The sequence below is a fragment of the Rhizobium sp. IY2 genome (assembly GCF_047532935.1).
GTDB classification, from domain to species: Bacteria; Pseudomonadota; Alphaproteobacteria; order Rhizobiales; family Rhizobiaceae; genus Rhizobium; species Rhizobium anhuiense.
Genome location: NZ_JBLKNU010000020.1, coordinates 21,681 through 47,861 on the forward strand (window position 1 = coordinate 21,681; position 26,181 = coordinate 47,861).

20 protein-coding genes and 13 pseudogenes are annotated in these 26,181 nt (G+C 57.0%); 20 read left to right on the forward strand and 13 right to left on the reverse strand.

Features of this window, described 5'->3' with window-relative positions:
- Nucleotides 1-11: 11 nt before the first annotated feature.
- The 3 genes from ACMUVN_RS32055 to ACMUVN_RS32065 form a co-directional block, all read right to left on the reverse strand.
- A complete protein-coding gene (locus ACMUVN_RS32055) occupies nt 12-1,130 on the reverse strand; it encodes a ferritin-like domain-containing protein (protein WP_065277632.1) in 1,119 nt (372 codons plus the stop codon).
- A gap of 99 nt (nt 1,131-1,229) precedes the next feature.
- Nucleotides 1,230-1,568, reverse strand: a complete 339-nt coding sequence (locus ACMUVN_RS32060; RefSeq protein ID WP_245268479.1) for a GMC oxidoreductase — start codon at nt 1,566-1,568, stop codon at nt 1,230-1,232.
- Nucleotides 1,569-1,768: 200 nt separating this feature from the next.
- Complete coding sequence (locus ACMUVN_RS32065; RefSeq protein ID WP_130657432.1) at nt 1,769-2,137, reverse strand: hypothetical protein; 369 nt, start codon at nt 2,135-2,137, stop codon at nt 1,769-1,771.
- Nucleotides 2,138-2,345: 208 nt separating this feature from the next.
- Between ACMUVN_RS32065 and ACMUVN_RS32070 the strand changes: the two are divergent.
- Nucleotides 2,346-2,672: pseudogene (locus ACMUVN_RS32070) on the forward strand (DDE-type integrase/transposase/recombinase); the annotation flags it as partial.
- A gap of 232 nt (nt 2,673-2,904) precedes the next feature.
- Here ACMUVN_RS32070 and ACMUVN_RS32075 read toward each other — a convergent pair.
- Together ACMUVN_RS32075 and ACMUVN_RS32080 are read right to left on the reverse strand one after the other, a co-directional pair.
- Nucleotides 2,905-3,045 (reverse strand): annotated as a pseudogene (locus ACMUVN_RS32075) (transposase domain-containing protein); the annotation flags it as partial.
- A gap of 91 nt (nt 3,046-3,136) precedes the next feature.
- Nucleotides 3,137-3,265, reverse strand: a pseudogene (locus ACMUVN_RS32080) (IS6 family transposase); the annotation flags it as partial.
- 242 nt (nt 3,266-3,507) lie between these two features.
- Here ACMUVN_RS32080 and ACMUVN_RS32085 point away from each other — a divergent pair.
- A complete protein-coding gene (locus ACMUVN_RS32085) occupies nt 3,508-4,335 on the forward strand; it encodes a type IV toxin-antitoxin system AbiEi family antitoxin domain-containing protein (protein WP_017969035.1) in 828 nt (275 codons plus the stop codon).
- Nucleotides 4,332-5,192 (forward strand): nucleotidyl transferase AbiEii/AbiGii toxin family protein, encoded by an 861-nt coding sequence (locus ACMUVN_RS32090; RefSeq protein ID WP_065277634.1) that lies wholly within the window; start codon nt 4,332-4,334, stop codon nt 5,190-5,192. Before ACMUVN_RS32085 ends, ACMUVN_RS32090 begins: the two co-directional genes overlap by 4 nt.
- Nucleotides 5,193-5,455: 263 nt before the next feature.
- Here ACMUVN_RS32090 and ACMUVN_RS32095 read toward each other — a convergent pair.
- Nucleotides 5,456-6,516, reverse strand: a pseudogene (locus ACMUVN_RS32095) (IS630 family transposase).
- An 86-nt stretch (nt 6,517-6,602) separates the two neighbouring features.
- A pseudogene (locus ACMUVN_RS32100) lies at nt 6,603-6,857 on the reverse strand (IS6 family transposase); the annotation flags it as partial.
- A gap of 106 nt (nt 6,858-6,963) precedes the next feature.
- Between ACMUVN_RS32100 and ppa the strand changes: the two are divergent.
- The 4 genes and pseudogenes from ppa to ACMUVN_RS32120 form a co-directional block, all read left to right on the forward strand.
- On the forward strand, nt 6,964-7,497 hold the full coding sequence (ppa, locus tag ACMUVN_RS32105) for an inorganic diphosphatase (protein ID WP_065277176.1): 534 nt from the start codon (nt 6,964-6,966) through the stop codon (nt 7,495-7,497).
- Between the two features lie 409 nt (nt 7,498-7,906).
- Nucleotides 7,907-8,128 (forward strand): annotated as a pseudogene (locus ACMUVN_RS32110) (IS6 family transposase); the annotation flags it as partial.
- Between the two features lie 95 nt (nt 8,129-8,223).
- A pseudogene (locus ACMUVN_RS32115) lies at nt 8,224-9,266 on the forward strand (IS110 family transposase).
- A 283-nt stretch (nt 9,267-9,549) separates the two neighbouring features.
- Nucleotides 9,550-10,123, forward strand: a pseudogene (locus ACMUVN_RS32120) (IS6 family transposase); the annotation flags it as partial.
- Between the two features lie 105 nt (nt 10,124-10,228).
- Here ACMUVN_RS32120 and ACMUVN_RS32125 read toward each other — a convergent pair.
- Nucleotides 10,229-10,570, reverse strand: a complete 342-nt coding sequence (locus ACMUVN_RS32125; RefSeq protein ID WP_018496486.1) for a hypothetical protein — start codon at nt 10,568-10,570, stop codon at nt 10,229-10,231.
- Between the two features lie 63 nt (nt 10,571-10,633).
- On the opposite strand from ACMUVN_RS32125, the pseudogene ACMUVN_RS32130 reads away from it, so the two are divergent.
- Both ACMUVN_RS32130 and ACMUVN_RS32135 read left to right on the forward strand, forming a co-directional pair.
- Nucleotides 10,634-11,385, forward strand: a pseudogene (locus ACMUVN_RS32130) (IS6 family transposase).
- A gap of 338 nt (nt 11,386-11,723) precedes the next feature.
- Nucleotides 11,724-11,843, forward strand: a pseudogene (locus tag ACMUVN_RS32135) (IS6 family transposase); the annotation flags it as partial.
- A gap of 338 nt (nt 11,844-12,181) precedes the next feature.
- On the opposite strand, the gene ACMUVN_RS32140 reads toward ACMUVN_RS32135, so the two are convergent.
- From ACMUVN_RS32140 to ACMUVN_RS32150, 3 genes and pseudogenes are all read right to left on the reverse strand, one after another.
- The gene (locus tag ACMUVN_RS32140) at nt 12,182-12,421 is read right to left on the reverse strand and encodes a hypothetical protein (RefSeq protein ID WP_017969008.1); all 240 of its coding nucleotides are present in this window, start codon (nt 12,419-12,421) and stop codon (nt 12,182-12,184) included.
- 44 nt (nt 12,422-12,465) lie between these two features.
- Nucleotides 12,466-13,290 (reverse strand): Zygote formation protein zyg1, encoded by an 825-nt coding sequence (locus ACMUVN_RS32145; protein WP_414815975.1) that lies wholly within the window; start codon nt 13,288-13,290, stop codon nt 12,466-12,468.
- 278 nt (nt 13,291-13,568) lie between these two features.
- Nucleotides 13,569-14,204, reverse strand: a pseudogene (locus ACMUVN_RS32150) (IS5 family transposase); the annotation flags it as partial.
- Between the two features lie 854 nt (nt 14,205-15,058).
- Between ACMUVN_RS32150 and ACMUVN_RS32155 the strand changes: the two are divergent.
- From ACMUVN_RS32155 to ACMUVN_RS32190, 8 genes and pseudogenes are all read left to right on the forward strand, one after another.
- On the forward strand, nt 15,059-15,781 hold the full coding sequence (locus ACMUVN_RS32155) for an IS6 family transposase (RefSeq protein WP_017969005.1): 723 nt from the start codon (nt 15,059-15,061) through the stop codon (nt 15,779-15,781).
- Nucleotides 15,782-16,096: 315 nt separating this feature from the next.
- Nucleotides 16,097-16,393 (forward strand): AAA family ATPase, encoded by a 297-nt coding sequence (locus ACMUVN_RS32160; RefSeq protein WP_017969004.1) that lies wholly within the window; start codon nt 16,097-16,099, stop codon nt 16,391-16,393.
- 51 nt (nt 16,394-16,444) lie between these two features.
- Nucleotides 16,445-17,704: a glycoside hydrolase family 5 protein gene (locus ACMUVN_RS32165; RefSeq protein ID WP_017969003.1), complete on the forward strand. Its 1,260-nt coding sequence runs from the start codon at nt 16,445-16,447 to the stop codon at nt 17,702-17,704.
- Nucleotides 17,705-17,741: 37 nt separating this feature from the next.
- The gene (locus ACMUVN_RS32170; protein ID WP_017969002.1) at nt 17,742-18,167 is read left to right on the forward strand and encodes a hypothetical protein; all 426 of its coding nucleotides are present in this window, start codon (nt 17,742-17,744) and stop codon (nt 18,165-18,167) included.
- Nucleotides 18,168-18,264: 97 nt separating this feature from the next.
- Complete coding sequence (locus tag ACMUVN_RS32175) at nt 18,265-18,672, forward strand: hypothetical protein (RefSeq protein ID WP_245268473.1); 408 nt, start codon at nt 18,265-18,267, stop codon at nt 18,670-18,672.
- A gap of 230 nt (nt 18,673-18,902) precedes the next feature.
- Nucleotides 18,903-20,330 carry a glycoside hydrolase family 28 protein gene (locus ACMUVN_RS32180; RefSeq protein ID WP_085991645.1) on the forward strand — a complete coding sequence of 476 codons (1,428 nt, stop codon included), beginning with the start codon at nt 18,903-18,905 and terminating at the stop codon, nt 20,328-20,330.
- A 34-nt stretch (nt 20,331-20,364) separates the two neighbouring features.
- Nucleotides 20,365-20,583 (forward strand): annotated as a pseudogene (locus ACMUVN_RS32185) (transposase); the annotation flags it as partial.
- A 63-nt stretch (nt 20,584-20,646) separates the two neighbouring features.
- Nucleotides 20,647-20,963 (forward strand): annotated as a pseudogene (locus ACMUVN_RS32190) (transposase); the annotation flags it as partial.
- Between the two features lie 161 nt (nt 20,964-21,124).
- On the opposite strand, the gene ACMUVN_RS32195 reads toward ACMUVN_RS32190, so the two are convergent.
- Nucleotides 21,125-21,931 carry a hypothetical protein gene (locus ACMUVN_RS32195; RefSeq protein ID WP_017968997.1) on the reverse strand — a complete coding sequence of 269 codons (807 nt, stop codon included), beginning with the start codon at nt 21,929-21,931 and terminating at the stop codon, nt 21,125-21,127.
- Nucleotides 21,932-21,943: 12 nt separating this feature from the next.
- The gene (locus ACMUVN_RS32200) at nt 21,944-22,231 is read right to left on the reverse strand and encodes an AAA family ATPase (RefSeq protein ID WP_017968996.1); all 288 of its coding nucleotides are present in this window, start codon (nt 22,229-22,231) and stop codon (nt 21,944-21,946) included.
- 218 nt (nt 22,232-22,449) lie between these two features.
- Between ACMUVN_RS32200 and ACMUVN_RS32205 the strand changes: the two genes are divergently transcribed.
- The 3 genes from ACMUVN_RS32205 to ACMUVN_RS32215 form a co-directional block, all read left to right on the forward strand.
- Nucleotides 22,450-22,575, forward strand: coding sequence for a hypothetical protein (locus ACMUVN_RS32205; RefSeq protein ID WP_017968956.1), 126 nt, complete (start codon nt 22,450-22,452; stop codon nt 22,573-22,575).
- Nucleotides 22,576-22,853: 278 nt separating this feature from the next.
- Entirely contained in the window at nt 22,854-23,585 is a 732-nt protein-coding gene (locus tag ACMUVN_RS32210) for a hypothetical protein (RefSeq protein ID WP_414815976.1), read from the forward strand.
- A 1-nt stretch (nt 23,586) separates the two neighbouring features.
- The coding region (locus ACMUVN_RS32215; protein ID WP_414815977.1) for a non-ribosomal peptide synthetase at nt 23,587-26,181 on the forward strand (2,595 nt) is incomplete at its 3' end.

Sequence of the window (26,181 nt, forward strand, 5' to 3'; positions counted from 1 at the left end):
GCTTCGTCTTCTCATGCGATCACCTCCGCTTGCCCGGTGACAGCTGCCTGTTTGGCACTGTGGGGAATCTCGTAGGTGGGGCTGCTGTACTTACCGGGATGGCCCGGCAGGGGATTGCGGATCAGTTCAACGATTATATTGCGGAATTCGAACATGATCGGAACGGCTTCCAGCAGCAAGCTCGGCTGGCCATTATAGGCACGCGTCAAAAGCTCCAGAAACTCGCCATAACATGTATTGAAGTCGGCCGCCGCCTCACGCAATTCCGAGCCTTCGGATATTTCCGCCACCTTGAGGTTCGGTTTGATGGGATAAGCGCCTTCCCAGTCGACCTGCAAATGCGGACCCGTGGGGTGGTCGGCCTGATCACCTTTCCGGTAATAGCGGCCTTTCACCAGTTCATCGAAACGATAGTAATGGGCCAGTTCGTGCTCGTCATCGTCGTAGATACCGCCACCGTCACCTTCGCCCTGTTCCATGATGAGCTTTATGGCTTCGAGGGCGCTTTTCAGATCGGTCACGGGAAACAACGCACCGCCGCCGGAACAATAATGTTCCGAGGTAATCTGGCGAAACGTCTCGCCGATAAAAATCGTTGTGCCCGCCCGGCGCGCTTCGGCTTCTAAGTATTTCATGCCGTCTGCGATTGCCGAATAGAACTCGCCAATACTGTAAAAATGGAGATCTTCGTGCCTCGGATCACTGCCGAGCGCTGTGATATGCGGGGAGTTCTTGCGTTGTATCCGGCCCTTGCCAGCGAGATGTTCGGGGCGCCGGGCCGGCCGCTCGATTTTCAAGAATGTCGCCAGGGCTTCACGGCTGAAAGCCTGTATGCTGACCTTAAAGTCGGTCTCGCCGTCAGGGAGCGAGGCGGGATAGTTAACCGCGAAATCTGGCCTAGTAAGATCCGGCGTGCCACCGATGGCATTGAGGATATTGGCCGCAATGGTCAAATGCAGCATTTCTTCCACGACGATCACGCGAAGAACTTGCGCCGCATCCCGGTTTACTCCGGGCTTAATCGAGTAAAGTGCCGTCAGATACGGCGGAATCGTTGCATGTTCGAGCTGCATCGCACGGTGGAGAAACTCTTTCAGCTCATCGAGCGTCTTAATGCCATAAGGATCCATCCTCAAGCTCCCTGGAATGTAGTTAGGTGCACAGTCCGGCTTCGTGTCGCGTGCGTCGAGTTCCGCAGTTCGTTCCGCGTACCGGATATTGGTCTTCGTTCAGTGCAGATATTTCAGAATGTCGCGACTGCTTCGGAAGCACATGGCGGCCAGCGTCAAGGTGACATTGGCTGTACCGATGATCGGCATACTGCCGCCACCCACGAGGTAGAGGTTTTCGTGGTCCCAGCCGCGCTGGTTCTTGTCCACGACGGAATTGGCCTTCGTCGCTCCCGTGATGTGGGTGCCAGACAAATGATTGCCGCCGCGGATGGCATAGCCTCGAGCCTCATAGGCTACGTAGCCGAAATCGCTGGGGTCGTAATGTGTATGATCCTGCGCACCCAAACGCGGAAATACGGTACCCGCAAACTGGCGGCTATAGTCCGCTCCCTTCATGGTATATTCCGGCATAGCGGGCGCGCCGTGTCGGCATTCGCTCGGACCGTTTCCAGTCCTGGACAATGATCCCCTGCTGCTGGCGACATACATGGCAAAGTTCCCTGATCTCATTTCAGCGATGGACCACGCATAAGATGCCGTCCTCGCCCGGTAGAGGATGCTTCCGGGCCTATTTAACAATGGCGACACCGACCGGCTCACAGCAGACAACGACCCAGGGGGCCGATGTATTCCGTCTTGAGGCCGTGACGTCGAACACTTCTCAGAAAATCGTTCGCGGCGATCAGGTTAAGATGAAGCTCGTCCTCGCCAGAGCCCACGTTCATGGATTTCATCCAATATAACCCTTGCTGGGAAATGACCCGAAGCCGCCACTTGCCACCCTCCAGCCGACGTAGTTCGAAATCAACACGCTGATGCACCGATGCTGAGATATGGGCCGCAGTCCGGGCCGAACTTTGGGAGACATGCTTTTCGGGTTCTGAAGACATACCTATCCACCACTCAGACCAGATCAGAATTCGGAAACGGTCGGACGGCACACGGCAAGAGCCAATCGTTTCCAATGCGGAAGTCCTAGGCTTGAGATAGCCAGAACCGCCAACCCCACGCCAGATGGTGCAAGGTCAACGGCTAACGACGACAACGACGGAGGGAAGAGGGAAGGAATGATCCATGATGTCGCGATAGCAAGCACACCGGGGAAGAGGGCCGTCTGCGTCCACCAACGTTGTTCCCTCATCGTAACCTCCATTTGAAGCAACAGCAGGAGGCCAAGGCCGTTCGCCGCGTGTGATGATCACCGACAAGCTGCAGTCCTACGGCGCAGCAAAGCGAGAGATCATGCCGGGCGTCGAGCATCGCTCGCACAAGGGCCTGAACAATCGGGCGGAGAACTCTCATAAACCCGTCCGACGACGGGAGAGGATCATGAAGCGCTTCAAGTCAGCGCGACAGCTTCAGCGTTTCGTTTCCATCCACGACCCGGTCGTCAACCTCTTTAACGTTCCCCGCCACGATATTCCATCCACCCACCATCGAGAACTGCGAGCAACTGCCATGCAAGCATGGCGCCTAATCGCGCGCCTTCATGCCGAATGAACCAAAGCCTCACTCCCAGATCTTGTTTTCACAGCGTTAAGTTTACGGTGCCTCCAATCGTTTGGACCGCTTCTTGGCCCAGCTCCAACTGAGGCGAGTGTTATTGAAGACACCAATTCAGCTATAATCATTTCTGGGCGAGGTAAATGAGTAGATTTACTGTAAGCGCTCGTTTCCATGCGCATTGACGCGGCCAGTTTGACGTTGGTCGCTGTCAGACGGTCGCATCGGTTCAGGCAGCGGCGGGTTTGGTGAAGTTGAAGGGCAGCAGATCGGTGATGTCGGCATCTGCTCCGCCCTGGGGCAACTCGCCGAGAAGATGGCGCAAGTAGGCCAAGGGTTCGATGCCGCAGGCTCGGCATGTCAGCATGAGGCGTGTCTCAGTTCTTCTTCCGAGCCGTCCTGATGATGCGGCACTCTAAACTTAACGCTGTGAAAACAAGATCTGGGAGTGAGGCTTTGGTTCATTCGGCATGAAGGGGCGCGATTAGGCGCCATGCTTGCATGGCAGTTGCTCGCAGTTCTCGATGGTGGGTGGATGGAACATCGTGGCGGGGAACGTGAAAGAGGTTGGCGATCGGGTCGTGCAGGGAACGAGCGTCTGACGGCTCAGGAAATAGCCCGCGGTCAGGGGATTGAAATTCGGCATGCGCAGCGTCGCTTTGGCAGGAGTCCCTTCCGGCGTGCAAAGCGAAGGTCCGCGCAACGGCTGGATTTGCAAGCTATCGAGAGAAATCATGTGGGAAAATCCGCATATATCGCGGATATTTGAACATGAATCATCCATGAAAACAAAGCGTGTTGCAATGTCTGCGCATAGAGCGGATAATTGGACATGATTCACGATAAACGGGCCGCGCTTTCCGCCTATACATCAAACTTGCTCTCCCAGGGGCGGGTAGTTTTTGATGGCCGAGAGGCGATCGAAGCGCTGGGCATCAATCGTGGCGCGTTCCTGGACTCAGCCGAGCGTTTGCAGCGTCGAAAACTACTCCTCAACCCGCGCCACGACTTCTATATCGTCATCCCTCCACAATTCATGTCATTGGGCGCTCCGCCACCAACCTGGTACATTGACGCGCTGATGCGCCATGAGGGGAATTCCTATTATGTCGGTCTGCTTAAGGCTGCCGAACTGCACGGTGCAACGCATCAGGCCGTGATGGAGTTTCAAGTCGTGGCGGCCAAACGGCTCCCCAAGATCAGGGCCGGTCGCAACCGCGTCGTCTTCTACTACCGAAAGGATATGGAGACCGTCGCCGCGGGCGTTGTCGACAAGAAAACCGAGACAGGTTCGATGAGAGTGTCGTCACCAGCTCTCACAGCGCTCGACATTCTGCGGTATTCTCGTGGCGCCGGCGGTCTTGATAACATCTTCACTGTCCTCAGGGATATCGCGCCGCAGATTGATTTCGAAAGCCTGACTAACCTGTCACGCGTCACCGAACGGCCGGTCGTGCAGCGCCTCGGCTACCTTCTCGACAGGCTGGGTCACGGCCCACGCCTGGCGTCGATGCGTACCGCCTTGGAAGACCGCGGCAACCTGCCCTGGACGGAGCTGGACCGCAAAGAAGCCGGCGATCCCGACTTTTCTACTGAAGTGCTCGAGCGCGACCCGCGTTGGCGGGTCATCGTCCGCCGCTATCCGGAGGCCGATGAATGATACCAGCTCAGAATATTGTCGCGTGGGGCAATGTCGCGCCTTGGGCCGATCAACGTCAGATCGAACAGGATCTGATTATCAGCCGGGCGGTGGTCGCGATATTCACCGACCCCTTCTTGCGCGAAGCCTTGAGGTTTCGCGGCGGCACAGCCCTCAATAAACTGCACTTCCCGGCTCCGCTGCGCTACTCGGAAGACATTGATCTCGTGCGCACAGAGGCCGGGCCGATCGGCCCGGTCCTGGACGCCTTGCGTGTCGTCCTCGAGCCGTGGCTTGGACACGGTCAGTACGAGTCAAGTCCGGTCGCACCCAAGTTGAAATTCCGGATTGAGGCCGAGGACGGCGGCGGCGTCCCCATCCGCCTCAAGGTCGAAACCAACATCAGCGAGATCGAAGCGTATGATCCGCCGATCGACTTGCCGTTCGGCGTGACCAATCCATGGTTCATCGGGAATGCGTCCGTCCCGACATTCTCCCGTGAGGAAATGTTGGCCACCAAACTGCGCGCGCTGCTGCAGCGGGAGAAGGGTCGCGATCTCTATGACCTGGCGCATGGCCTAGAGACGTTTGAGGGCCTGAATGTGGAGAAAGTGGCTGACTTTTTTGGCCGCTACGTCGCACTTTCGGGCCAGGTCATCACGCGGGCACAGGCTGAGCAACGGATGTTCGCGAAGCTTGCCCGGCCGCGCTTTCTGACCGACATGCAGCCATTGCTTCCAACACAGCAGGCCGAAGCTCTGACCGACCAAACGACCCTCCAGTCATTTACCAGCGTTTTCGCGGCATTCATCGAACGCTTGCCCGGTGACACGTGGTTACGCACCGCTGAAATGCGCGAGCGCTTCGGCGTGGTGTAGAGATATGAATTGGAACGATGACGTCGAGGGCGGCCCGGGATGAGCGACGGAACGAGAGAAGAGGAGCCGCCGACGCACTATCTTCGCCAGGACAATGATGGGTCCGGAACGCAGGTGTGGCGTATCCAAGACTCTGAGGCGGTGAGGCTGGGTGTTTCCAATCCCGAGCAGGGCGCGGGGACCTATATTAAAAGGGGCAAACGGGCCTCGATTTGGGCGGCACTTCGAGAAGACACTCCTTGGTTTATACCAACGAGCGCTAATCAAAACCGGTGCGCCCAGTCACGCATTCCAATCGACATGATCTTCCACGGCTGAGCGACCAGCTTGTTCCATGCGTCGCAGCAATGGGCGACGATGTCCTCGTAATCGTTGAAGATCCGGTTGGACAACCAGTTGTCACGCAGAAATTGCCACACGTTCTCGACGGGATTTAATTCGGGCGATCGTGGCGGCAGGAAGAGCAGTGTGATGTTGTTGGGCACGTCGAGCTTCGGCGTGACATGCCACCCCGCCTGATCAACGATCAGCACGGCATGAGCGCCGTCATCGACGGCCTGGCTGATTTCGATCAAATGCATGGTTCATGGCGCTGGTGTCGCAGTAGGGAAGAACGAGACCCGCACCTTTGCCCTTCTTGGGGCAGATAGCGCCGAAGATATAGGTCCACATCGTGCGTTGATCGTGTGGTGCCGAAGGCCTTGTTCCCTTGCGTGCCCATCGCCGGGTGATCTTGTTCTTTTGGCCTATCCGAGCTTCGTCGGCCCACCAGAGCTCGATCTCGACGTTCTTCGGGAGCCTGCCTTTGATTGCTGCCAGTGTGGCGGGGAAGTTTTTTTAAAACTCTCCAGGTCGCCTTCGTTCTGGGCGTAATGGCGCGGGCGGGCAGACAGCTTTGCAAAGCCGAGCGCCTTCAATTCGCGGCCAATGGTCGTTTCATCGACGGATATCTGATATTCTTGGAACAGCCATTGAGCAAGATCCTTGCGCCGCCAGCGCACAACGCCATGCACCGCCGGTATCGGGCCACTTTCGACGATCTTTGCCAAAGCCTGGCGATGCACGTCGGAAAGCTTTCCTTGATTGCCGGGTGCTTTGCCATTGATGAGCCCTACGGGCCACGCGCGTTGAAGCGAATAACCCACTCGCGGACAATTTGCAGGGTCACGCCTCCGATCCTGGCCGCATCGCTGCGGGAATGGCCATCATAGATTTCGGCAAGGGCAAGAAGCCGCCGAGCCTGTGCTGCATCCTTCGTGCCTTTGGCCAACGCCCGAAGAGCGAAGCCGTCGAAGTCATCGCGCAGTGGAATTCCTGATGTCATCCGCAAACCTCCGTTTGCGGTATTGATTCAGAAATCAACTGATTTGGAAACCTCAAAAAGAGTCACAGGTCGCTCACGCTGGTATTAACGTAGGTCTCGTCAATCCGAACCGATCCGCAATGCGGCCGGCGAAACTGGCGAAGACGCTTCTCGATCATCGGCGCATAGCTCAATACCCAGCGGTTGATCGTGCTATGATCGACCTCGAAGCCGCGCTCTTCGAACATTTCTTCCAGATCTCGATAGCTCAGGGGATATCTCAAATACCAGGTGACCGCCTGTACGATCAGCCATGCCTCGAAATGCCTGCCTTTGAAATCATCCTTCGACTGCCGTTTCAGCTTTTCGGCAGCAGAAAATCCTCATCGTTTGCGATCCAGAGGTCGATTTCACGCGATTGATCCTGTGGGCTAGCTTGCGCGCCTAAATTCAACAAAAGGAGGCCCTATGCGTATCGAAGCGATTTCCGTTGGCAAGAACCCGCCGGACGAGGTGAATGTCGTTGTCGAGGTGCCGGTCGGCGGCAAGCCGATCAAGTACGAACTGGACAAGGAAGCCGGCGCACTCGTCGCACACCGCTTCCTCTCCACTTCGATGACCTATCCGGGAAACTATGGCTTCGTGCCGCACACGCTGTCAGAAGACGGTGACCCGATCGACGTCCTGATTGCGAACACCTGGCCGCTCGTTGCGGGCTGCGTCATCAGTGTGCGTCCGATAGGTGTTCTGGTCATGGAAGACAATGCCGGCAAGGACGACAAGATCATCGCCGTGCCGGTGGCGAAGTTGACGCGCTGCTACGACAAGGTTGAGAACTATACCGACCTGCCGGATATCTTGGTGAAGCAGATTGAGCACTTCTTTTCGCACTACAAGGATCTGGAGCCCGGCAAGTGGGTGAAGATAGCCGGCTGGCAGGACGTCAATGTCGCCAAGAAGTTGATTCGTAAGGCGGTCGGCCGCTACAATTTGCACAAGTGATCCCGACCGGCAGAGCCAAAGTAGGCGGCGCGAAGTGGTCAGGGGCATCTTAGTTCAAGTCCTTGTCACGGCTGGGACAGGGGGCAAGCTGATTATGTGGCGGGGAAGTTGGAATGTCCGGATCGCGTGCAAAGTAGAAGTGTCACTTTGAGGTCCATATCGTAGGGCGACCAGCCCCGATCTGACCGGCTGGTCCGGGTTGCAAGATCAGATCGGGGCGGGTGAGGGGCACCTTTCGGCTTTAGATCCCATGAGACAGCGACAGGCGCTCTGGCAGAGTGAGGCTGCATCAAAGCACTCGCTCGGAAGGAGTAGATTATGGAAACCGCACCGTTCAGATTATCCGCGTGGCTACGAAAGGGCACCGTAAAGTTAACCGACGGCTGATGAAGATGTGCGTACATGGGCCATGTCAGAAGTTGCTCGTGATCCGCTTTATCGTCGCCACCGCTTTCCCGCTGAGATCATTGCGCACGCGGTATGGCTCCACTTGCGCTTTCCGCTCAGCCTGCGCATGGTTGAGGACATGCTGGCGGCCCGCGGCATCATCGTCACGCATCAGACCATTCGAAGCTGGGCGGAGAAATTCGGACGGCATTTCGCCCGGGAGATCAAGCGACGGTCAGCCGGCTGCCTGGGGCGACAAATGTTGGGGTGGACGGCCCCCGAACGGCATCGAAATGTGCCAGAGTGAGCTGCTAACGATCTCAAACGAAGGAGCCGCCCGTGGATCAGATTATCCGTATTGGCATGGATACGTCAAAGCACGTCTTTCAATTGCATGGTGTGAACGCCGCCGAGCGGCCGATCCTGCGCAAGAAGATGCGCCGCAAGGAGATGGTGGATTTCTTTGCGACATGCCCACCGACCGTGATTGCGATCGAAGCCTGTGCCGCTTCGCATCACTAGGCGCGGTTGCTGACAGGGTTCGGACATGAGGTAAAGCTGATCGCGCCACAACTGGCGAAGCCCTACGTCAAGCGCGGCAAGAATGATGCGGCCGATGCCGAAGCGCTATGCGAGGCGATGAGCCGCCCGACGATGCGGTTCGTTCCGGTAAAGAGTGCGGATCAGCAAGCCGCGCTGATGCTGGTGGGCATGCGCGAGCGCGCTGTCGCCGCACAGACGCAGCTTGCCAATACGATTCGTGGCTATCCAGCTGAGTTCGGGCTGACCGCGGCCAAAGGCATGTCTCATCTTCCGCTCCTTCTGGAACGCATCATGATTGATGAAAGCATTCCGGCTGTGGCGCGTGAGCTGTTCGCGTCTCTCGTTGAGGAATTTGCGCAGTTGGGTGAGCGCCTGAAAGAGGTGGAGGCAAAACTGATGGCTTGGTATCGCAACAATGAATGATGTCGCCGTCTTGCAAAGATCCCTGGTGTCGGACCAATCGGCGCGGTCTTGCTGGTGATGAAAGCGCCGGCACCGGAACAGTTCAGATCTGGAAGGCAGTTTGCCGCCTGGATGGGCCTGACGCCCAAGGATCATTCGACTGCTGGCAAAGTCAGGCTCGGTATCATTACGAGGCCGGCGATGAGGCATTGCGCAAAACATTGGTCGTGGGTGCAACCTCGTTGCTTCGACAGGTGAGAGCGGGAAGAGGCAGGAACGCTTCGCTCTGGCTCATCGAGTTGCTCAAGCGCAAGGCCCCAAAACTCGCGGCTGTCGCGTTGGCCAACAAGATCGCCAGGATCGCCTGGAAAATGATGGTGACCGGCGAGGCTTACAAGGGCAATGCTGCGCGCCCGGCTCTGGCCTGCGCGGCGTGAAGAGATCAGTCGGTCACGGTGAACAGGATACAGACGCTACCGTGCTGAGCTGATGCGTGAACTTGCAGGAAACGATTAGATGGTGTGATCGATCGATCCGAGACGCGGTACACTCCGTAGATGCCAGTGGCCCAACGAGGCCGATCAAGTGTTTGGAACCCACGTCGCGGAACCCATCTTGGCCAGCGTTCATGTGTGAACGCAACAAAAGGCCGGACATATGAACGCAAGAAATCCGATCAAATCATCAAAGAGTTCTTGCAAGGAGGGGGCCGTCCACATATGGCATCTCGACGAATGTGTGGTGGCCATCAATGGCAAGAAGCAGTGGCTCTGGCGTGCGGTCGATCAGGACGGCTTCGTCCTCGACGTACTGGTGCAAAGCCGCCGAAATGCCAAGGCGGCAAAGCGTCTGATGCGTAAGTTGCTGAAGGCTCAAGGGCGGACACCACGGGTCATGATCACCGACAAGCTCCGGTCCTATGATGCCGCCAGGCGCGACCTCATGCCCGGTGTCGAACACCGGTCGCACAAAGGCCTCAATAATCGAGCGGAAAATTCGCACCAGCCGACCCGACGACGCGAAAGGACCATGAAACGCTTCAAGTCGGCACGCCAGCTTCAGCGGTTCGTTTCCATCCATGATCCGATTGCCAACCTGTTCCACTTTCCCCGCAATACGCTGTCATCGGCTCAACATCGAGACCTGCGTAACGCCGCCATGCAAATCTGGAACAAAATCGCGTGTGTCGCCGCAGCCTGACAGCCGTCCCGGCCAGCTATCGCTGCATCAATCCGCTGATAACTTTACAGTGCCCTTCGCCCTGCATCGTTCGCGACAATGCAGGATGCGCTGAAATCAAGCTCGTCATCCATCTCTCCTCGTTGTGAAACGAGGGGGCACTTCTTCATTTCGTTAGGGGGTCAGTTTCTCATTTCGCCTGACACAATCCAAGTGTCGGTTAACGCTCCATCAGCAACTGGAACGTGTCAATGAGGATCGCCAGAAAAACGCCAGACCCAGTGATGATCACGCCATTCAGAAATAGCCGGCTTGCCTTGTCGTAGACGACTTTTTTCAGTGATGACGTTTGCAAAAGTAAAGCGAGGGAGCGCAGCTGAAAGACGATGCCTATAGTTATGACGACCAACGTCGGCAGGTCGGCAAGTCTCCACGGTATTGGATTGCTGGCCCACTGCGTAAGGAAGCCTAGGGAAAATGAAAGCACCACCCCCACGACGGTAATCGTGCCGTTGCGGAAAAGCGTTTCTATCAGGTGTTCGTCGTCATCGTTGAGATTCATTTCCGGCTCTCCATCCCGGTGACTATCCACGCTTTCGTGTGACAATCAACCGTATTTGGGGCGATGTCACGTTGTCGGCAACTTAACGGGTGGCGGATAATTCGGTTGAGATGACTTCATCGACCATCAGCTACAAGAACCACCGCTTTCCACCGCAGATCATCGCCCGTGCGGTCTGGCTGTATTTCCGGTTCCCGTTGAGCCTGCGGCTGGTCGAGGAAATGTTGCTGGAGCGCGGCATCGTCGTTTCTTACGAAACGATACGGCGGTGGTGCCGCAAATTCGGGGCGGCCTACGCCAAGCAGTTGCGTAGAAAGAAGCCGTCGCGGAAGGATATCTGGCATCTGGACGAGGTCGTGATTTCCATCGGCGGTCAAAAACATTGGCTTTGGCGCGCCGTTGACCAGGACGGCTACGTTCTCGATGAGATCGTCCAGACCCGCCGCGATACCAAGGCTGCCAAGAGATTGCTGGTCAGGCTGCTGAAGAAGCAGGGCCTGTCACCGAAGCGCATCATCACCGACAAACTGCGCTCATACGGAGCGGCAAAACGGGACGTGATGCCCGCTGTCGAACATCGATCGCACAAGGGCCTTAACAATCGCGCAGAGAATTCTCACGTGCCGCTTCGAAAACGAGAGCGGATGATGCAGGGCTTTCGATCCGTCGGAGGTTTGCAACGTTTCATCTCGGTCTTTTCAGCAGTCCGAAATCTTTTCGTCGCGCCGCACCAGAGACACTCAGCCCTAGCCACCCATATTCATCGCATCCGCGCCATGGCGCAGTGGAAAGCCGTGACCGCTGCAATTGCATGAGTTTACCGACAAGCGACTTTACGGCCGTTGATCAAACAACGTGACATCGCCCAGCGGAACGGTGGACATCAAGAGCATCCTGGAGTGGCTCAAGTCGAAGGGTTACTTTGGCGACATACACGTCGGCAGCGTTCAATATGGCGTCGAGATTACCTCTTCCCCCGAGGGGATGAACTTCAATTTTAATAATTGGTCGGTGAGTTCGACTTGATACAGGCGTTGGTGCATCGATCCCAACCAGGAGGGATTAAGTGGGGCTGTCGCAAATTTTCGGGCTTAACCGTATGTTGAGCAGCATAGGCATGGAATTTGCCGCTCCGAAAGTTGCGGAGCGAGCCATGATTCTGAATGCCATTGCCGAGAAGCTGAAGCGCCAGTCGAAGGATGATTTCAAAGGCAGGCATTTCGAGGCGTGGCTGATCGTACAGGCGGTTACAGGGTACTTGAGCTACCCGCTGAGGGCGATGTCACGTTGTCTGCGGCTTAACGATTGTGGGATAACGGGTTGGGATGAATAGTCCGACCGTAAGCTACAAGAACCACCGCTTTCCACCTAGCTGAGTCACTTTTCCTCTATGGCTCCTAGACACAAAAGGCGCGGCGAGGAAGGCGGCTCAATGGCCTGCCATCCGCGACTCGGCGCGTGGGAAGTTGTCCGATTTGCTCGCGCGCCCGTGCGGCGGTCACTCTGTCATGGCGCCTGCTGAGGTTGCCGATCTTGTATGCTCGTTTCAGGATGCGAATGACGAAAGGAGTGCCAGGGGGTTGCCCCCCCAGCACAATTGCACCATGCCCGCTAGTGCGCGGACCGGGTTTTCTTTTCGGCGGAGGCCTTGATTGTAGCTCTGCTAAGGGCGGCCAACGGCGCCTCTCTCAGACGATTCACTTTGTCGACAAGATTGTCAAGGCAATCCTCCCAGTCCTTGTCACTTGGCGTGGCTGAGTGGTTGTGCTTGTCTGCGAATTTTACTTCGGAACTTTTGGTCTGTTTTTTAGTGTCATCGTCGTAGTATTGCATCCAGCAATAATATTTCATGAGTTCCTCCTGTTTTTAAACTGAACACTTGCGCCGATAGCGGGTTAGCCGTCGACGTATCCGGAGAGTTTTCCGATCAGTTTGTTGTATTCGTCAGGAAAGTCCCCGAACGTGCCTGCGAATTCGGCGATCGTGCGAGGAGAGACAAACAGGAAGGTATTGGCTTCCTGCAATTGCTCGAAAGAAACCGACGTTGTCTTGTGGCAGGGCGTGGAGGTCATCGCCTTGTGCGATTCCTGGGAAGCAAAGAACAGACGTACGGTGACACTGGGAGCGCCGAAAAGCTCTTCGCAGATAAATAGGATATGGGCGAGCTTTGTCTTCTCGACCGCCTCTTCCTTCTTGAATTCGCCGTTGAGGGCATTCAGCACCCCTTTGGCGATTTCCAACGAGCTACCCGACGTTAGACCCGGGATGAGCTGCTGAATTACCTGTGTATCAATCGTCAACGATCCGCTCTTAAGAGACAGGGTCTTCTGGAACTTCTGCACCTCGATAAAATACCCCGACTTGGCGATGATCTTACCCCAAGCGTCGTAGTCGAAGATCGTCTTGTTCTTTGAAGCTAGCGCCTTCGTCATCGCGGCGAAGAGTACTGTGACACTCTCAAAGAGTTTCTTTGTTTCGCCCTGCAATTCGCGACTGGACATCGAGTAGAAGATATTACCGGACTGGTTCAGTCGGAACTGGACACCCTTTTCCTTATCGCCTTCCGGCTCACCATCAGCGGTTCCGAGGAGCATGGTAAGCGGTATCAGCCGTTTTTTGTTCAGCTCCTCAGAGACAAAGTGGTGCCCTTCCAGGACCGCGGTGCCAGCGTCTACGAATGTGCGGACACTGTTGTCAAAAGTCGCTTGCAGACCAGCCATTATTACTTCCTTTTCGTGTTTGAGCCGACCGAGGCGATGCCGCGACATTGGACGCGGCTGGTTTCGTCGCAGTCCGGGAACAATTTCAATCGTCGTGCCAGACTGGGCGGATTGATGTGGCAGAACGGAAGTTGGTGCTGCCGCAACCACTTAGAGGGATAAAATACCGGACCGATGAATCCTGTGGCGTGTCACGAAGCCGCCAAAGGTGACGACACTGTCGGACATGTCGTGAGGCTCCTGAAAGCGGTAGATGGACAAGCTCATGGCGATGTACTTCGTGGCAGAACCTCGAAGCCTTTTGCCTTGTAGGTCCGCTTGACGATCTGGAGACTGAACTTTGCGATCTTTTGCAGTGCGCCCTTCAGCTTCGGTCCGGCATAACCACCATCGGCGAAGATATGTCTCAGCCACGGCCAGCGCTTGAGAATAGTTTTGAGAACGGCAGGCGCGCCGTCGCGATCCTGAATGTCGGCGCTGTGAACCATGAAGCCGACCATCAGTCCGAGCGTGTCGACGACGATATGACGCTTGCGTCCCTTTATCTTCTTGCCCGCGCCATAGCCAGAAATTCCGCCGCTTTCCGTGGTTTTCATGCTTTGACTGTCGATCACTCCCGCAGACGGCGAGGCTTCTCGGCCTTCAATTCACGCGCCTCCATCACAAGATGATGGTTGATCCGACCCCATAACCCTGTCGCTCGCCATTCATAGAAATAGGACCGCACAGTTGTAAAAGGCGGAAAATCCTTGGGCATCATCCGCCATTGCCACCCAGTCGTGGCGATGTAAAGCAACGCATTCACCGACCTCGCGAAGATCGGTACTGCGCGGCCTGCCCAGCCGCCTCGGTTCAGGCAGGCAAGGCGAGATCAATCCCCATTCCCGGTCCGTCAGATCGCTTACATACCGCATTGCGCGTCGGGCATATTGCCGACGGGTGAAATCAGTCCAGCCCTTTGTCTCCGTTCGTCCTAAGCAAACAAACAGAATCACAACAGGCTGATTTCACTTAACTCTTTTTCGGTCAGGCTCTAACATTCTTCCCAAGCCTCGCCGGACTGTTGGTATCCACCCGTAGCATCGGTCGACAAGCGAATAGGGAGCTCAAATTCAGCATGGCGTCGTGATGAAGGTGGAAAATCCCCTTGGGTTTCGCCGGCGCGCCGTTTTCCCCGCACCCATAGACATGATGCAAAGCGTGGCATGCCTGAACAGGCGATCGGCATCGTCCCGGCCTGGTTGGTGAGGTCGGCGCCGCGTAGCGCGAGGAATAGTACCCGCACGCCCATTTCCACCAGAACTCTTCACCGTGGCGGACGTCAATCGCAACACCGGTCGAGGCGGTCGTGCTTGGTCCCAATGAGAATGTCCCCCGGACTCCAGCTTATCCATGAGCCGGGAAAAGCCGCGGGCGTTGCGCAATGGCTGTGCTGCCGGAAACTCGGGCATGCGGCGAGGCGGCTTCACCCTATCAGCTGCCGGCGAACCAAGGCTCTATCTGGAGTGCGCTCCGTAGTTTCGTCTTCACAAAATCCGGCGCGCGCCAGACATATGCCGGAGCCATGCCCTTGCCCTCGGGCAGATCGCAAGTGATCAATCGCGTTGGTGATCGAAAAATCTTTGCCTGTCTCATAGTTACCGCCGAGTGTAGAAAACCAGCGCGTATAGTTGCCCCTGATTTAAATTGCCGTTGCAGCTTGCTGTATCACCGTCGTTCAAGGTGATCAGACACGTCCGTCATTCCAAGTAACTGCGGGAGCGAACCGATGATTCTGAATGCCATTGCCGAAAAGCTGAAGCGCCAGTCGAAGCATGATTTCAAAGGCAGGCATTTCGAGGCATGGCTGATTGTACAGGCGGTCGCTTGGTACCTTCGTTATCCGCTCAGCTATCGGGATATCGGGGAGATGTTCGGGGAACGCGGCTTCGTGGTCGATCACAGCACAATTAATCGGTGGGTATTGGCCTACGCGCCGCTGATTGAGAAGCGGCTGCGTCAGTTCCGCCGGCCACATTGCGGCTCTGTTCGCGTCGATGAGACCTATGTCAAGATCCGCAGCAAATGGCGATACCTATATCGGGCCATCGACAAACATGGCAATTCGATGGACTTCCTATTGACGGCGAAGCGCGATCCCGACGCCGCCAAACGGTTCTTCCGCAAGATGCTCAAAGACGAGCCCTTGTTGTCGCCGAATAAGGTCGGGACGGACGGGGCCAACACCTTCCCGTCAATGATCAAAACATCGGTTGATGATGGGCTTCTACATCCGGACCCCGTCCACTATGTCACCAAGCACCGGGTAAAGAAGAACATGCCAAAAATCGGTGGCTTCCAATCTTTCAACACGGCGCGGCGAACCATCGCGGGTTTCGAGGCGATGCTGTGGCTGAGGAAAGGCTTCGGCCTCTCGGGCAGTTGGACCATCAACGATCAGAACGATCTGCTTGCGCGCCTCTTCGGACTGCAGAAAGTTAACAAAGCATGAAACTGAAGATGCTCAAGGGATAATCGCGCGCTTCGAAAATGTTTGCGACAGGCCCCTCTGCTGTCTCTTCAGGATACTCACGACATGTGTGCGACATTGTCGTCAACTTTGTCCGCTTCGCGACACGCCTTACTATTCTTCGGTCCGGTATTTTATCCCTCTAAGTGTTTGCGGCAGCGCCAAATTCCGTTCTGCCACATCAATCCGCCCAGTCTGGCACGACGCTTGAAAATTGTTCTCGGGCCGCGACGGAACCAGCCGCGTCCGATGTCGCGGCATCACCTCGGTCGGTTCGAACACGAAAAGGAAGCAATAATGGCTGCTCTGCGTCAGATCGCGTTTTACCGAAAGGGAGGCATTGGCAAATCCACTACATCCCAGAATACGCCCGCCGCCCTTGTCGAACTTGGGCAGAAAATCCTCATCGCCGACTGCGACCCAAAGACCGAGTTCACGCAATTGATCCTGTTTGCGAAAAAGAAAAAAGCATCCTTCGCAAAGCTCAAGGGCAAAACATTTGCATTTGCGAAGTCGGATCACCGCAAGCAGAAGGACCGGCCGATTCTCGATACGTCAAAGCAGAAGCCGAAAGGTAAGAAGCCGAAAGGCTAGGCGCATAGTTGGCAACAACTTCGCAGCAGCAATCGGAAAAAGGAAATCGAAATGTCCGCCGAAAAAACCAAACTTAATGGTGTACAGCGCATGGTCAAAGGGTCCGACCTCTTGGTCAGGGCGCTCGAGGAAATGGGCGTCAAACCAATCTACGGCCTTCCCGGCGAAGAAAATCTCGAGATAGGCCTGCGCCGTATACGCACTAGCGGCAACCAGTTTGTGCAGTCGAACGGCGTAGCTATTCGCCTCAAGTCCATCAACTGGTTTGGGGCAGAAGGGGAAAACTATACCCCGCACGGCACATGGGGACGGTCATGGCGCGGCATCATCGATCAAATTAAACAATTGGGCTTTAACTGCATCCGTTTGCCGTTCTCCGGGTATATGGCCACCAGCAACCCGGTACCGCCGTCATCCGTCATCAGCGCATCGGCTAATCCGGATTTGTTGGGCCTGACAGCCCTGCAGATCTTCGACAAAATCATTGACTACTGCCTCGCGAGCGAAATCTATGTTGTCCTCGATCATCACCGGCGCACTGCAGGCGTAGGTGCGGACGGTTCACCAGTCGGTACTGGATACACGCTGGCGAAGTGGAAATCGTCATGGGCAATCATGGCCAACCGCTATCGTGACAAAATCAACGTTGTCGGCGCGGACGTGCATAACGAGCCGCATGACCTGAACTGGGCGACGTGGGCCGGGTACGTCGAGGAGTGCGGCAATCAAATCCACACCATCGCCCCTGACTGGATCATCTTCTGCGAAGGCGTCGGTAGTGATGCCAGCGGCGCTTTTTGGTGGGGTGGGGCACTTGGAGGTGTAGCTACACGCCCGGTTGTGCTCACCCGCTCCGGGCGGCTGGCCTACAGCCCGCACGAATATGGCCAGAGCGTCGGCGTGCAGTCGTGGCTTGCCTACGATGGCCAGACAGCACCGGCAGGATGGCCAAACAATCTCTACGCCGTCTGGCGGGCTCACTGGGGCTTCATCTTCGAGCAGAATATCGCGCCTATCTGGGTGGGCGAGTTCGGCGGCAAGTACGGCTTGGACGGCACCGGCGCGGTTAATCCGACACTCTCGCCCCACGGCGACCTTGAAAAGCAATGGACGGCGAACCTTTGCAAATACCTGAACGGCGATTTCACCGGCGATGGCAGCAATGACCTTTCTGCCGGTAAACTGGGAATCTCATTCGCGTACTGGGCACTCAACCCCAACAGCGGCGATACAGGCGGCATGTTGAAGGATGACTGGCAGACCGTGCAGACGGTCAAGCGCAACCTTCTCAACAGGATACTGGCCGGCTAATTATGCGACGCAGGCTTCAACCAAGCGGAGTAAAGACATGTACCAGATCGTATCTATAGATATGCAAGACACGACTGTAAAGGAGGCTGTCGACACGATTATGAATGGCCGCCAAAATTACATAAGTAAGCCCACGGGCGAATTCGAACTAATCACCGAGAACAGCGCATCAAAGCAAGGAAACGGCGATTCGCAGAAATTCCTCGTCATTGTCGGGCATGGCGGTCCTGACGGTGTTAGCGGCACCACGACCTGGAAGAATTATTGCAAACAGCTCTGCAAGATGCCCGATGAGCCCGAGACCATATACGTCGTGGCCTGCTCGACCGCGAGCGAGGGGCGGCTTTTCCTCTACGGGAACTTTGCGCGAAGCGTGAAGGAAAGCTTTCAAAACGCAACCGTGTGGGCGTCGGAAGATTTGGTCGAGGTGCCGTCCTTAAATGGCAAGTGGATCGTGCTGTAGCTTGATGCCCGGGCGGCGGATCGATGAGGCGGATGGACGTCTTCCGCTGTGGGTTCATCAATGGCGTCGACGCTATGCACGCGGCCGAATTGTGATCGTGCGCTATGCCGACGACTTCGTTATGGGCTTCGAGAACGAGGATGATGCGCTGAATATGCTTCTGGCCCTCGAGGAGCGACTAGTCAGTTTTGGCCTGGCGCTCCACCAAGGTAGGACGCGGCTGATCGAGTTTGGCCGGTTCGCGGCTTTGACTCGGCAGCGGCGTGGCGAGCGAAAGCCCGAGACCTTCGCCTTCCTGGGCTTCATTCACTATTGTGGAGTAACCCGTGATGGCAGGTTTATCGTGAAGCACAAGGCGGAAGGGAAACGCCTGACGCGAAAGCTGAAGGCGTTGCGCTTGCCGCTGTGCTGCGTGGACACTACCTCTACTACGGTAGGCCGCATAACTATCCCGCGCTTAACGGGTTCTATCAGCAAACACGCCGCATATGGTTCCGCTGCCTGAGGCGGCGAAGTCAGAAAAGCCGGCGAATGAATTGGTTGGAATTTGAAATCTCACCGCTCCGCGCTGCCAGTTCCACGTATTACTCTAACTTGGGCGCAGGCCAGGAGATGACGCGGGTTACTCCCGGGAAGAGCCGCATCCGCCCGCCCGGATTTGTGAGGGCGAAGCCGAATGGCATAGCTGCTCGACCACGATCGAATGCAGCATATGCCATCAAGTATGAGGACGTAATGACCACTGAACGCAGGTACGAACTGATATCGTCTTTTCCATCCCCTCTAACAAATTTCGTCCTCTTTTTCCTCCTGCTGGTAAATGTCGTTCCCGCTTGGGCGCAGGATCGCAGGACTGTCTCTGAACCGGCCTTGCCGGTACATGTGTGTTCCACGCTGTCGCCGATGATCGCCTCGTTTGGCGGAGATGACCAAGCCGAGACCCGCCGTCTTCAGGCCGCTATCGATCACTGCGCGGTGGGTGAAGCCGTTCATTTGGTCGCGGGCGATCGGGGTGGACGTTTTCTCAGCGGACCACTGACCATTAAGTCCGGCATCACCCTCTGGCTTGAGCACGGTGTAGTGCTCGCGGCGATTGCCGATCCGCGTGCCTATGATCGCGACGGGCGTTGCGGGACGATCGATGACAAAGGCAATGGTTGCCGTCCCTTCATCCTATTTGCCGGAACGCGGGGCGGCGGCATCGTTGGCGACGGAGTGATCGACGGCCAGGGCGGCGCGACTATGGCTGGCCATGATGAAACTTGGTGGCAGCTTGCCCGTCGCGCTCAGGCAAAGGGGGGGGAGCAGAACAATCCCAGACTGATCGAGGTCGATCATGCGAAAGAGATCAGCTTCTACAAGGTGAAGCTGCGCAATTCGCCCAATTTTCATGTCGTGTTAAATAGGGTTGAAGGTGCGACTTTTTGGGGAGTACAGATCGACACGCCCGCAGATAGCCGCAACACCGATGGCATTGATCCCGGCGCGTCGCAGGACATCACCATCGCTCACAGCTTCATCCGCACCGGCGACGACAATATCGCGCTCAAGGCAGGGAATGGCCCGACCAGGCATGTTTCGATCGTGGACGTTCATCTGTATTGGGGACACGGCTTGTCGATCGGGAGCGAGACGGTCGCAGGTATCAGTGACATTCTGGTCCGTGATGTGACGCTCGACGGCACCACTTCCGGCCTCAGGATCAAGAGCGACATCAGCCGTGGTGGAACGGTTAGCAATGTGCGCTATGAAAATGTTTGTTTGCGCGGCAATCGAAAGCCGATCGACTTCGACACGCACTATGACGAAAAAGCGCGGGGGCGCAGCATCCCCATCTATCGCGACATCGTCTTGCATGACGTCGTGGGAGAGAGCGGAACGCTCGTCATTCGCGGCCAAGACCAGGCGCACGCACTCGGCGTAAAGTTAGATGGTGTGCGCTTCGGCACGGATGTGACATGGCAGGTCGAGTATGCGAATCTAGCCATTGGACCGGGCGGCGCGGTGCCCCGCCCTCCTGGTCTCGCAGCGCCCGCGGGGGCTAGTATTGTCTCGCCCTGTGACAGGCGCTGGGCTCCGTTTCCGGATTCGCCCAACGAGCATGCCGAGACCGCACCGGCTGTCAAGCGGAAGACGCTGCAACACACGGAAGTACCATCCTGACCGTCGGTGCTGGCGGCGCGTATTCGACTATTCAAGCCAGAGCTTCAAGGCCACCGAAAGCGGCGACATCCGGGGCTATTATGCAGGCAAAGAAGACCAAGGGCCGCAAGCGCCATATCATAGTCGATACGCTCGGCCTGATGGTCGGTTACCTGTGCACAGCGCCGACATCCAGGATCGCGACGGTGCTCCCGATCTTCTGAAATCCATCCGCCACAGGTGGCCATGGTTGCTGCATGTCTTTGGTGGCTATTGACCTGCCACTGCGAATTTCCTCCAGGATGGATTAGAGTCCGGCCCATTAAAGGGCGGGCGAATGAAGAAGCAGAGATTTAGGGAAGAGCAGATCATTGCAGTGCTGAAGGAGCAGGAGGCTGGCGCGAAGGCGGCCGACCTCTGCCGCAAGCACGGGATTTCAGAAGCGACGTTTTATAACTGGAAAGCCAAATATGGCGGCATGGAAGTCTCCGAGGCGAAGCGGCTGAAGGCGCTTGAGGACGAGAATACCAGGCTGAAGAAGCTGTTGGCCGAACAGATGCTTGATGCAGCCGCGCTCCGCGAGCTTCTTGCAAAAAAATGGTAGGGCCTGCCGCCAAGCGTGAAGCTGTCACGCATCTGAAGGCCGTCGCAGGACACCTTCGGGAGGGCGTAGCCCGAGCGAAGGGCCCATGCGTGCGCGGCGATTTTCTGAAGAGGTGAAATTGCCTTTGCCCATGTAGGCCTCCTGCCTCGAATTTAGGGGAGAAGGCGTCTACAAATCTAGGGGTTATTCATACATCGTTGTCTCACCGTCCTTACATGGAGATGACTGCATGGCTCTGAGGCGATGTTTCGAGCGCCTTGAGCTTTGCTCTCGCTGCCTCAATCATCTTCCGATATACATCAGCAAGTGACTGATACTGAACAGGATCCAGCCTGTCATTTTCGAGCTGGCTCAGCAAGTCCTCGCTCTTCTGAACGAAGGCCGTAATCTGGTCTTCATAGAGCTTCGTAATCGTAATTAACGCCTGCTGTGAAGCTTCCTGCACGGAGAAATGCACCTCAAAAACGAACGCGTACTCGCTCATCGAATCGCTATTGAAAAATCCGGTCGATTTGGACGAGTCTGCTAAGATCGCTACGAATAGCCGGAAACCGTTGCCGAGCGGCTCGGTTATGAGTTGGGTATTGTAAGTTAGCGAACTCGATGAGCCGAAGCTTTGGATTGCACCGGACAGCACATCGAACACCTTCGAGGTCATGTAAATTTGGAGGTTCGCCATGCCCTTGATTGCCGCACCCATCTTTTCGGTTTCGGCTTCCATGTTGATGCCATTGGGCAGGTCCTTGGAGTTGCCAAACACGGCCTTGCCGATGGCATCGATGGTCCTCTTAATATTGTCCAATGACCAATCAGAAGACATCATGAATTCAGTCTTTCGGCCCTTGAGGTATAATTGATGATTCCAACCACCGCTTTTATAGGTATCGGTGATTAAATCCTGAAGTGCCTTATCGTTTCCAGCGGCCTTCTGAGAGAGTTGAGATTCAAGCTTCTTCAAGTGCTCGTTGAAGGAAGCTTGCTTTGCAGCCAGCTCGGCGATTGATCGTGAACGTCCCATTATAAATCCTCCTTAAATCGTCGCCCTAAGACCTAAGCGCCCAGCCGCAAAAAAGCGGAAAACGCCTGCGATGAAGTGGTCCCCCTTCCCAAATGCAAATCTCTTGTCCTTGAGCTTTGCGAATGACGCTTTTTTCCTTTTTGCAAACAGGATCAATCGCGTCGAATCAGCCTTTGGGTCGCAGCCGACGATGAGGATTTTCTGCCCAAGTTCGACAAGGGCGGCGAGCGTATTCTGGGAGGTGGTGGATTTGCCAATGCCTCCCTTTCCGTAAAACGCGATCTGACGCAGAGCAGCCATTATTGCTTCCTTTTCGTGTTCGAACCGACCGAGGTGATGCCGCGACATCGGACGCGGCTGGTTCCGTCGCGGCCCGAGAACAATTTTCAAGCGTCGTGCCAGACTGGGCGGATTGATGTGGCAGAACGGAATTTGGTGCTGCCGCAAACACTTAGAGGGATGAAATACCGGACCGAAGAATCCTAAGACGTGTCACGAAGTCGACAAAGAAAACGACAATGTCGACACATGTCGTGTTGCTCCTGAAGAGGCAGCAGTGGGTCGGCTTCAATGCCAACACTTCTCGGTCGAATGAGCTGCGCTTGATGCAAATGCTGGCAATGGAAAGCGGCGCGGTGCTCTAGCGAAATCGTTTGCCGTCAAAAATCTTGCAAGCATTGCTGCAGCCCTGCCAAGCGCATGCGGCCACTCGTGTCGCAAACCTGACAAGCTGTCGCACTGTGGACCACTAGCGAAGCCTACCTGCCCGAAATCCGCCAGCTAATCTCCCGCAATGGGCTTGGCACGACGAGTGCTAGGGCCGACCGAGATACAAAAACTACATTGTCGCAGAATACCGACGCCTCGTCCTCTGCGGCACGTTCAAGGATGGCAACCTCTCTATTCGCAGGAAGGCCGGAACATGATGTTCGTCGAAGAGGTCGAGCAGATCACCTTCTCGGGCAAATCTGCCCGCGACAGGCACCAGGCCGTGCTCGCCGTCACCGAGCGCTGCGTCTTCTCGCTGATCCCCGATGGGTGGGAATTGATCGAGGCCGCGCCGCGTATCGATATCGAACGCGACATCCTCGCCCACATGAAATTCGGGCCGATCATCCGCAAGCCGCACGCGATGGCGGCGGTGATCTTCACCGAGGGTCCGATGGGTCTCGGCATCCGACGCCTCGTAATCCTATCATTTGAGGAGAAACCAGCCATGTCCACATCGCGGACCCCGGATATCCAGACGTTGAACCACCAGATCAATGAGATGCTTGCCAAGTTCAACATGCCGGGCGTCGACCCGGCAGCACTTGTTGAGGAACAGGCAATATCGAAGCAGCAGCTGGAATCGTTCCGCGCGGCTTCCTCGCTGCTCCTGATGATGTTTGCCGATGCGGCCCTTGCGCCCACGGACCGCCGAACTGGCGGAACAGCTTTACGAGATGGCGCTGAACGGCTCGCGCGAGATCGCCAGCATGGCGGCCAAGGCCAGCGAGACCACCTTCACCATCGCCCAGCCTCCTGGAGGGACAACGATAATGAACGACAACAGGCAGGCGGCAGGCGTCTACCTAGTTGCGAAACAATGGGCAGAGCGCGCGTTCCACCAAGGCTCACCAACTTCAGAAACTGCTTTCTTCTAGGAGTCTGAAATGACGGATTTTGTCATCGACCAATTAGAGGAACTGGATTCAGACGGCTTAGCTAAGCTCCTTTCCCTGGCCAGAGCGCGAAGTCGAGGCAGAAACCTAAAAGCCACACTGATCCCGAAGATCAGCCGTGATGGTGCGCTTCCGCTGTCCTATTCGCAGCAGCGTCTCTGGTTCTTGTCGCAGTTGGACGAAGACAGCGCGAACTATAATATTCCCCTGGGGTGGCGACTGCAGGGCAGGCTCGACCGTGTCGCCTGGCGGCGCAGCCTTGACCGTCTGTTTGCCCGACACGAGGCGCTGCGCTGCACGTTCGTTGCAGGAGAGGATGAACCGCAGGTCCAGATTTTGTCCGGGGACAGGGGATTGCCGTTGGTCGAGCACGATCTGCGGGACAGGCCGGATGCGCAAGCCGCGCTTTTGGATCTGTGTCAAGAAGAAGCGCGCACGCCGTTCGATCTGGCGCGCGAGCCGCTGATCCGCGGCCGGCTGATCCGGCTGGCGGATGAGGAGCACGTCTTTCTGCTGACACAGCATCACATAGTCTCGGACGGCTGGTCGATGGGGGTGCTGATGCGCGAGCTCAGCAGCCTTTATCGCGCGTTTGAGGGTGGGGAGGGTGATCCTTTGCCGCCGCTGGCGATCCAGTATCCGGATTACGCCGCCTGGCAACGGCAATGGTTGTCGGGCGAGCGGCTGCAGCGTCAGGCGCAGTATTGGCGCGACACCCTGTCTGGCGCCCCGGCCCGTCTGGCGCTGCCGACGGACCGGCCGCGGCCGGCACAGCAGTCGTTTGCCGGGGCCGGCGTGCCTGTTATCATCGATCAGGCCCTGGCGCGCGGGCTCAAGCGGCTAAGCCAGCAGCGTGGCACCACGTTGTTCATGGCGGTGCTGGCGGCCTGGGCTGCGGTGCTGTCGCGCCTGTCCGGGCAGGACGATATCGTGATCGGTGTGCCGACGGCCAATCGTCGTCACCGCGAGATCGAGGATCTAATCGGTTTCTTCGTCAACACCCTGGCGGTGCGAATCGATCTGTCCGGCGAGCCGAATGTGTCCGAACTCCTGGAACGGGCGCGGCGCGCGGCGTTGACTGCACAGGATCATCAGGACCTGCCGTTCGAGCAGGTGGTGGAGATCGTTCAGCCGCCCCGGGCTCTCGATCACACGCCGTTGTTCCAGGTCGGACTGGCCTGGCAGAACAACACCGTCGGGTCATTGGACCTGCCGGGGCTGCGGGTGGAGGCTGCGGGCGAGGGGCTTGATCAGGTCAATTTCGATCTGGAACTGAACCTGGGAGAGCAAGGCGAGGTCATCGCTGGGACTCTGGGTTATGCGACGGCGTTGTTCGACCGGGCGACGATCGAGCGGCAATGTGGGTATCTGCTGGCGCTGCTGCGGGCGATGGTTGCCGATGCCGATAGGCCGGTGCGCGAGCTCGACATTCTTCCGGCTGAGGAGCGTAGTTACCTGCTGGAGGAGTTGAACCGGACGGAAGTGGACTATCCGTCGGATCTTTGCGTGCATGCGCTGTTCGAGGCGCAGGTGCGCCGGGCGCCCGACGCGGTCGCACTGGTCTTCGAAGAGCAGTCGATCTCCTATGACGCGCTCAATGCCGATGCCAACCAGCTGGCCCATCATCTGATCGGGCTCGGGGTGAGGCCGGACCAGCCAGTGGCGATCTGCGTCGAGCGCAGCCCGGCGATGGTGATGGGACTGCTGGCGATCCTCAAGGCCGGCGGCGCCTATGTGCCGCTCGACCCGGCCTATCCCAGACAACGGCTGCGGCAGTTGCTCGACGATGCCGGCCCGCGGCTGCTGCTTTGCGACGCAGCCGGCCGCGCGGCGTTGGGCGCCGAGGCAATCGCCAATCTGAGCGTGGTCGATCTCAATGCGGCCACGCCCGCCTGGGCCGATCAGTCCGCTGACGATCCCGACCCGCATGCCCTCGGCCTGACAGCGCGCCATCTCGCCTATGTCATCTACACATCGGGATCCACCGGCACGCCGAAGGGCGTCATGGTCGAGCATCGGAACACAGTGAACCTGCTGCATTGGAGTGGCGGCGTGTTTGCCGAATCAGAGATCAGGCGCACGCTGTTCTCGACCTCGATCAGTTTTGATCTGTCCGTCTATGAGTGCTTCGTTCCGCTGTCGCAAGGAAGCACTCTTTATCTTGCCGAGGATGCACTGAAGCTGGCCCGAACGTCCGTGGATGCCTCCTTGATCAACACGGTCCCGTCGGCGATTACCGCTCTGCTCAACCAGAAAGCCGTGCCGGCATCGGCAAGCGTCATCAATTTGGCGGGCGAGCGGGTGAAGGCAGACCTAATCGAGAGGATATTCGAGAGCACGCGCGTCCAGAAGATTTGCACTCTGTACGCCCCTTCGGAGACAACGACGTACTCGACTTGGATTTGCATCCCGAGGGGGCAGGCTGTTGTCGAAACGATCGGCCGTCCGATTGCGAACACGCGGATCTATCTTCTAGACGGTCATGGCGCACCCGTTCCGTTTGGTGCGGTTGGCGAGCTTTATATCGGCGGGGCGGGGGTGGCTCGCGGCTACCTGAACCGTCCGGATTTGACGGCGGAGCGGTTC

Bases quoted from the DNA above. Each gene is read 5' to 3' on its own strand.
- ACMUVN_RS32055 (WP_065277632.1), bottom strand. From the start codon at position 1,130: ATGGATCCTTATGGCATTAAGACGCTCGATGAGCTGAAAGAGTTTCTC.
- ACMUVN_RS32060 (WP_245268479.1), bottom strand. From the start codon at position 1,568: ATGAAGGGAGCGGACTATAGCCGCCAGTTTGCGGGTACCGTATTTCCG.
- ACMUVN_RS32085 (WP_017969035.1), top strand. From the start codon at position 3,508: ATGATTCACGATAAACGGGCCGCGCTTTCCGCCTATACATCAAACTTG.
- ACMUVN_RS32090 (WP_065277634.1), top strand. From the start codon at position 4,332: ATGATACCAGCTCAGAATATTGTCGCGTGGGGCAATGTCGCGCCTTGG.
- ppa (WP_065277176.1), top strand. From the start codon at position 6,964: ATGCGTATCGAAGCGATTTCCGTTGGCAAGAACCCGCCGGACGAGGTG.
- ACMUVN_RS32125 (WP_018496486.1), bottom strand. From the start codon at position 10,570: ATGAATCTCAACGATGACGACGAACACCTGATAGAAACGCTTTTCCGC.
- ACMUVN_RS32140 (WP_017969008.1), bottom strand. From the start codon at position 12,421: ATGAAATATTATTGCTGGATGCAATACTACGACGATGACACTAAAAAA.
- ACMUVN_RS32145 (WP_414815975.1), bottom strand. From the start codon at position 13,290: ATGGCTGGTCTGCAAGCGACTTTTGACAACAGTGTCCGCACATTCGTA.
- ACMUVN_RS32155 (WP_017969005.1), top strand. From the start codon at position 15,059: ATGATTCTGAATGCCATTGCCGAAAAGCTGAAGCGCCAGTCGAAGCAT.
- ACMUVN_RS32160 (WP_017969004.1), top strand. From the start codon at position 16,097: ATGGCTGCTCTGCGTCAGATCGCGTTTTACCGAAAGGGAGGCATTGGC.
- ACMUVN_RS32165 (WP_017969003.1), top strand. From the start codon at position 16,445: ATGTCCGCCGAAAAAACCAAACTTAATGGTGTACAGCGCATGGTCAAA.
- ACMUVN_RS32170 (WP_017969002.1), top strand. From the start codon at position 17,742: ATGTACCAGATCGTATCTATAGATATGCAAGACACGACTGTAAAGGAG.
- ACMUVN_RS32180 (WP_085991645.1), top strand. From the start codon at position 18,903: ATGACCACTGAACGCAGGTACGAACTGATATCGTCTTTTCCATCCCCT.
- ACMUVN_RS32195 (WP_017968997.1), bottom strand. From the start codon at position 21,931: ATGGGACGTTCACGATCAATCGCCGAGCTGGCTGCAAAGCAAGCTTCC.
- ACMUVN_RS32200 (WP_017968996.1), bottom strand. From the start codon at position 22,231: ATGGCTGCTCTGCGTCAGATCGCGTTTTACGGAAAGGGAGGCATTGGC.
- ACMUVN_RS32205 (WP_017968956.1), top strand. From the start codon at position 22,450: ATGTCGACACATGTCGTGTTGCTCCTGAAGAGGCAGCAGTGGGTCGGC.
- ACMUVN_RS32210 (WP_414815976.1), top strand. From the start codon at position 22,854: ATGATGTTCGTCGAAGAGGTCGAGCAGATCACCTTCTCGGGCAAATCT.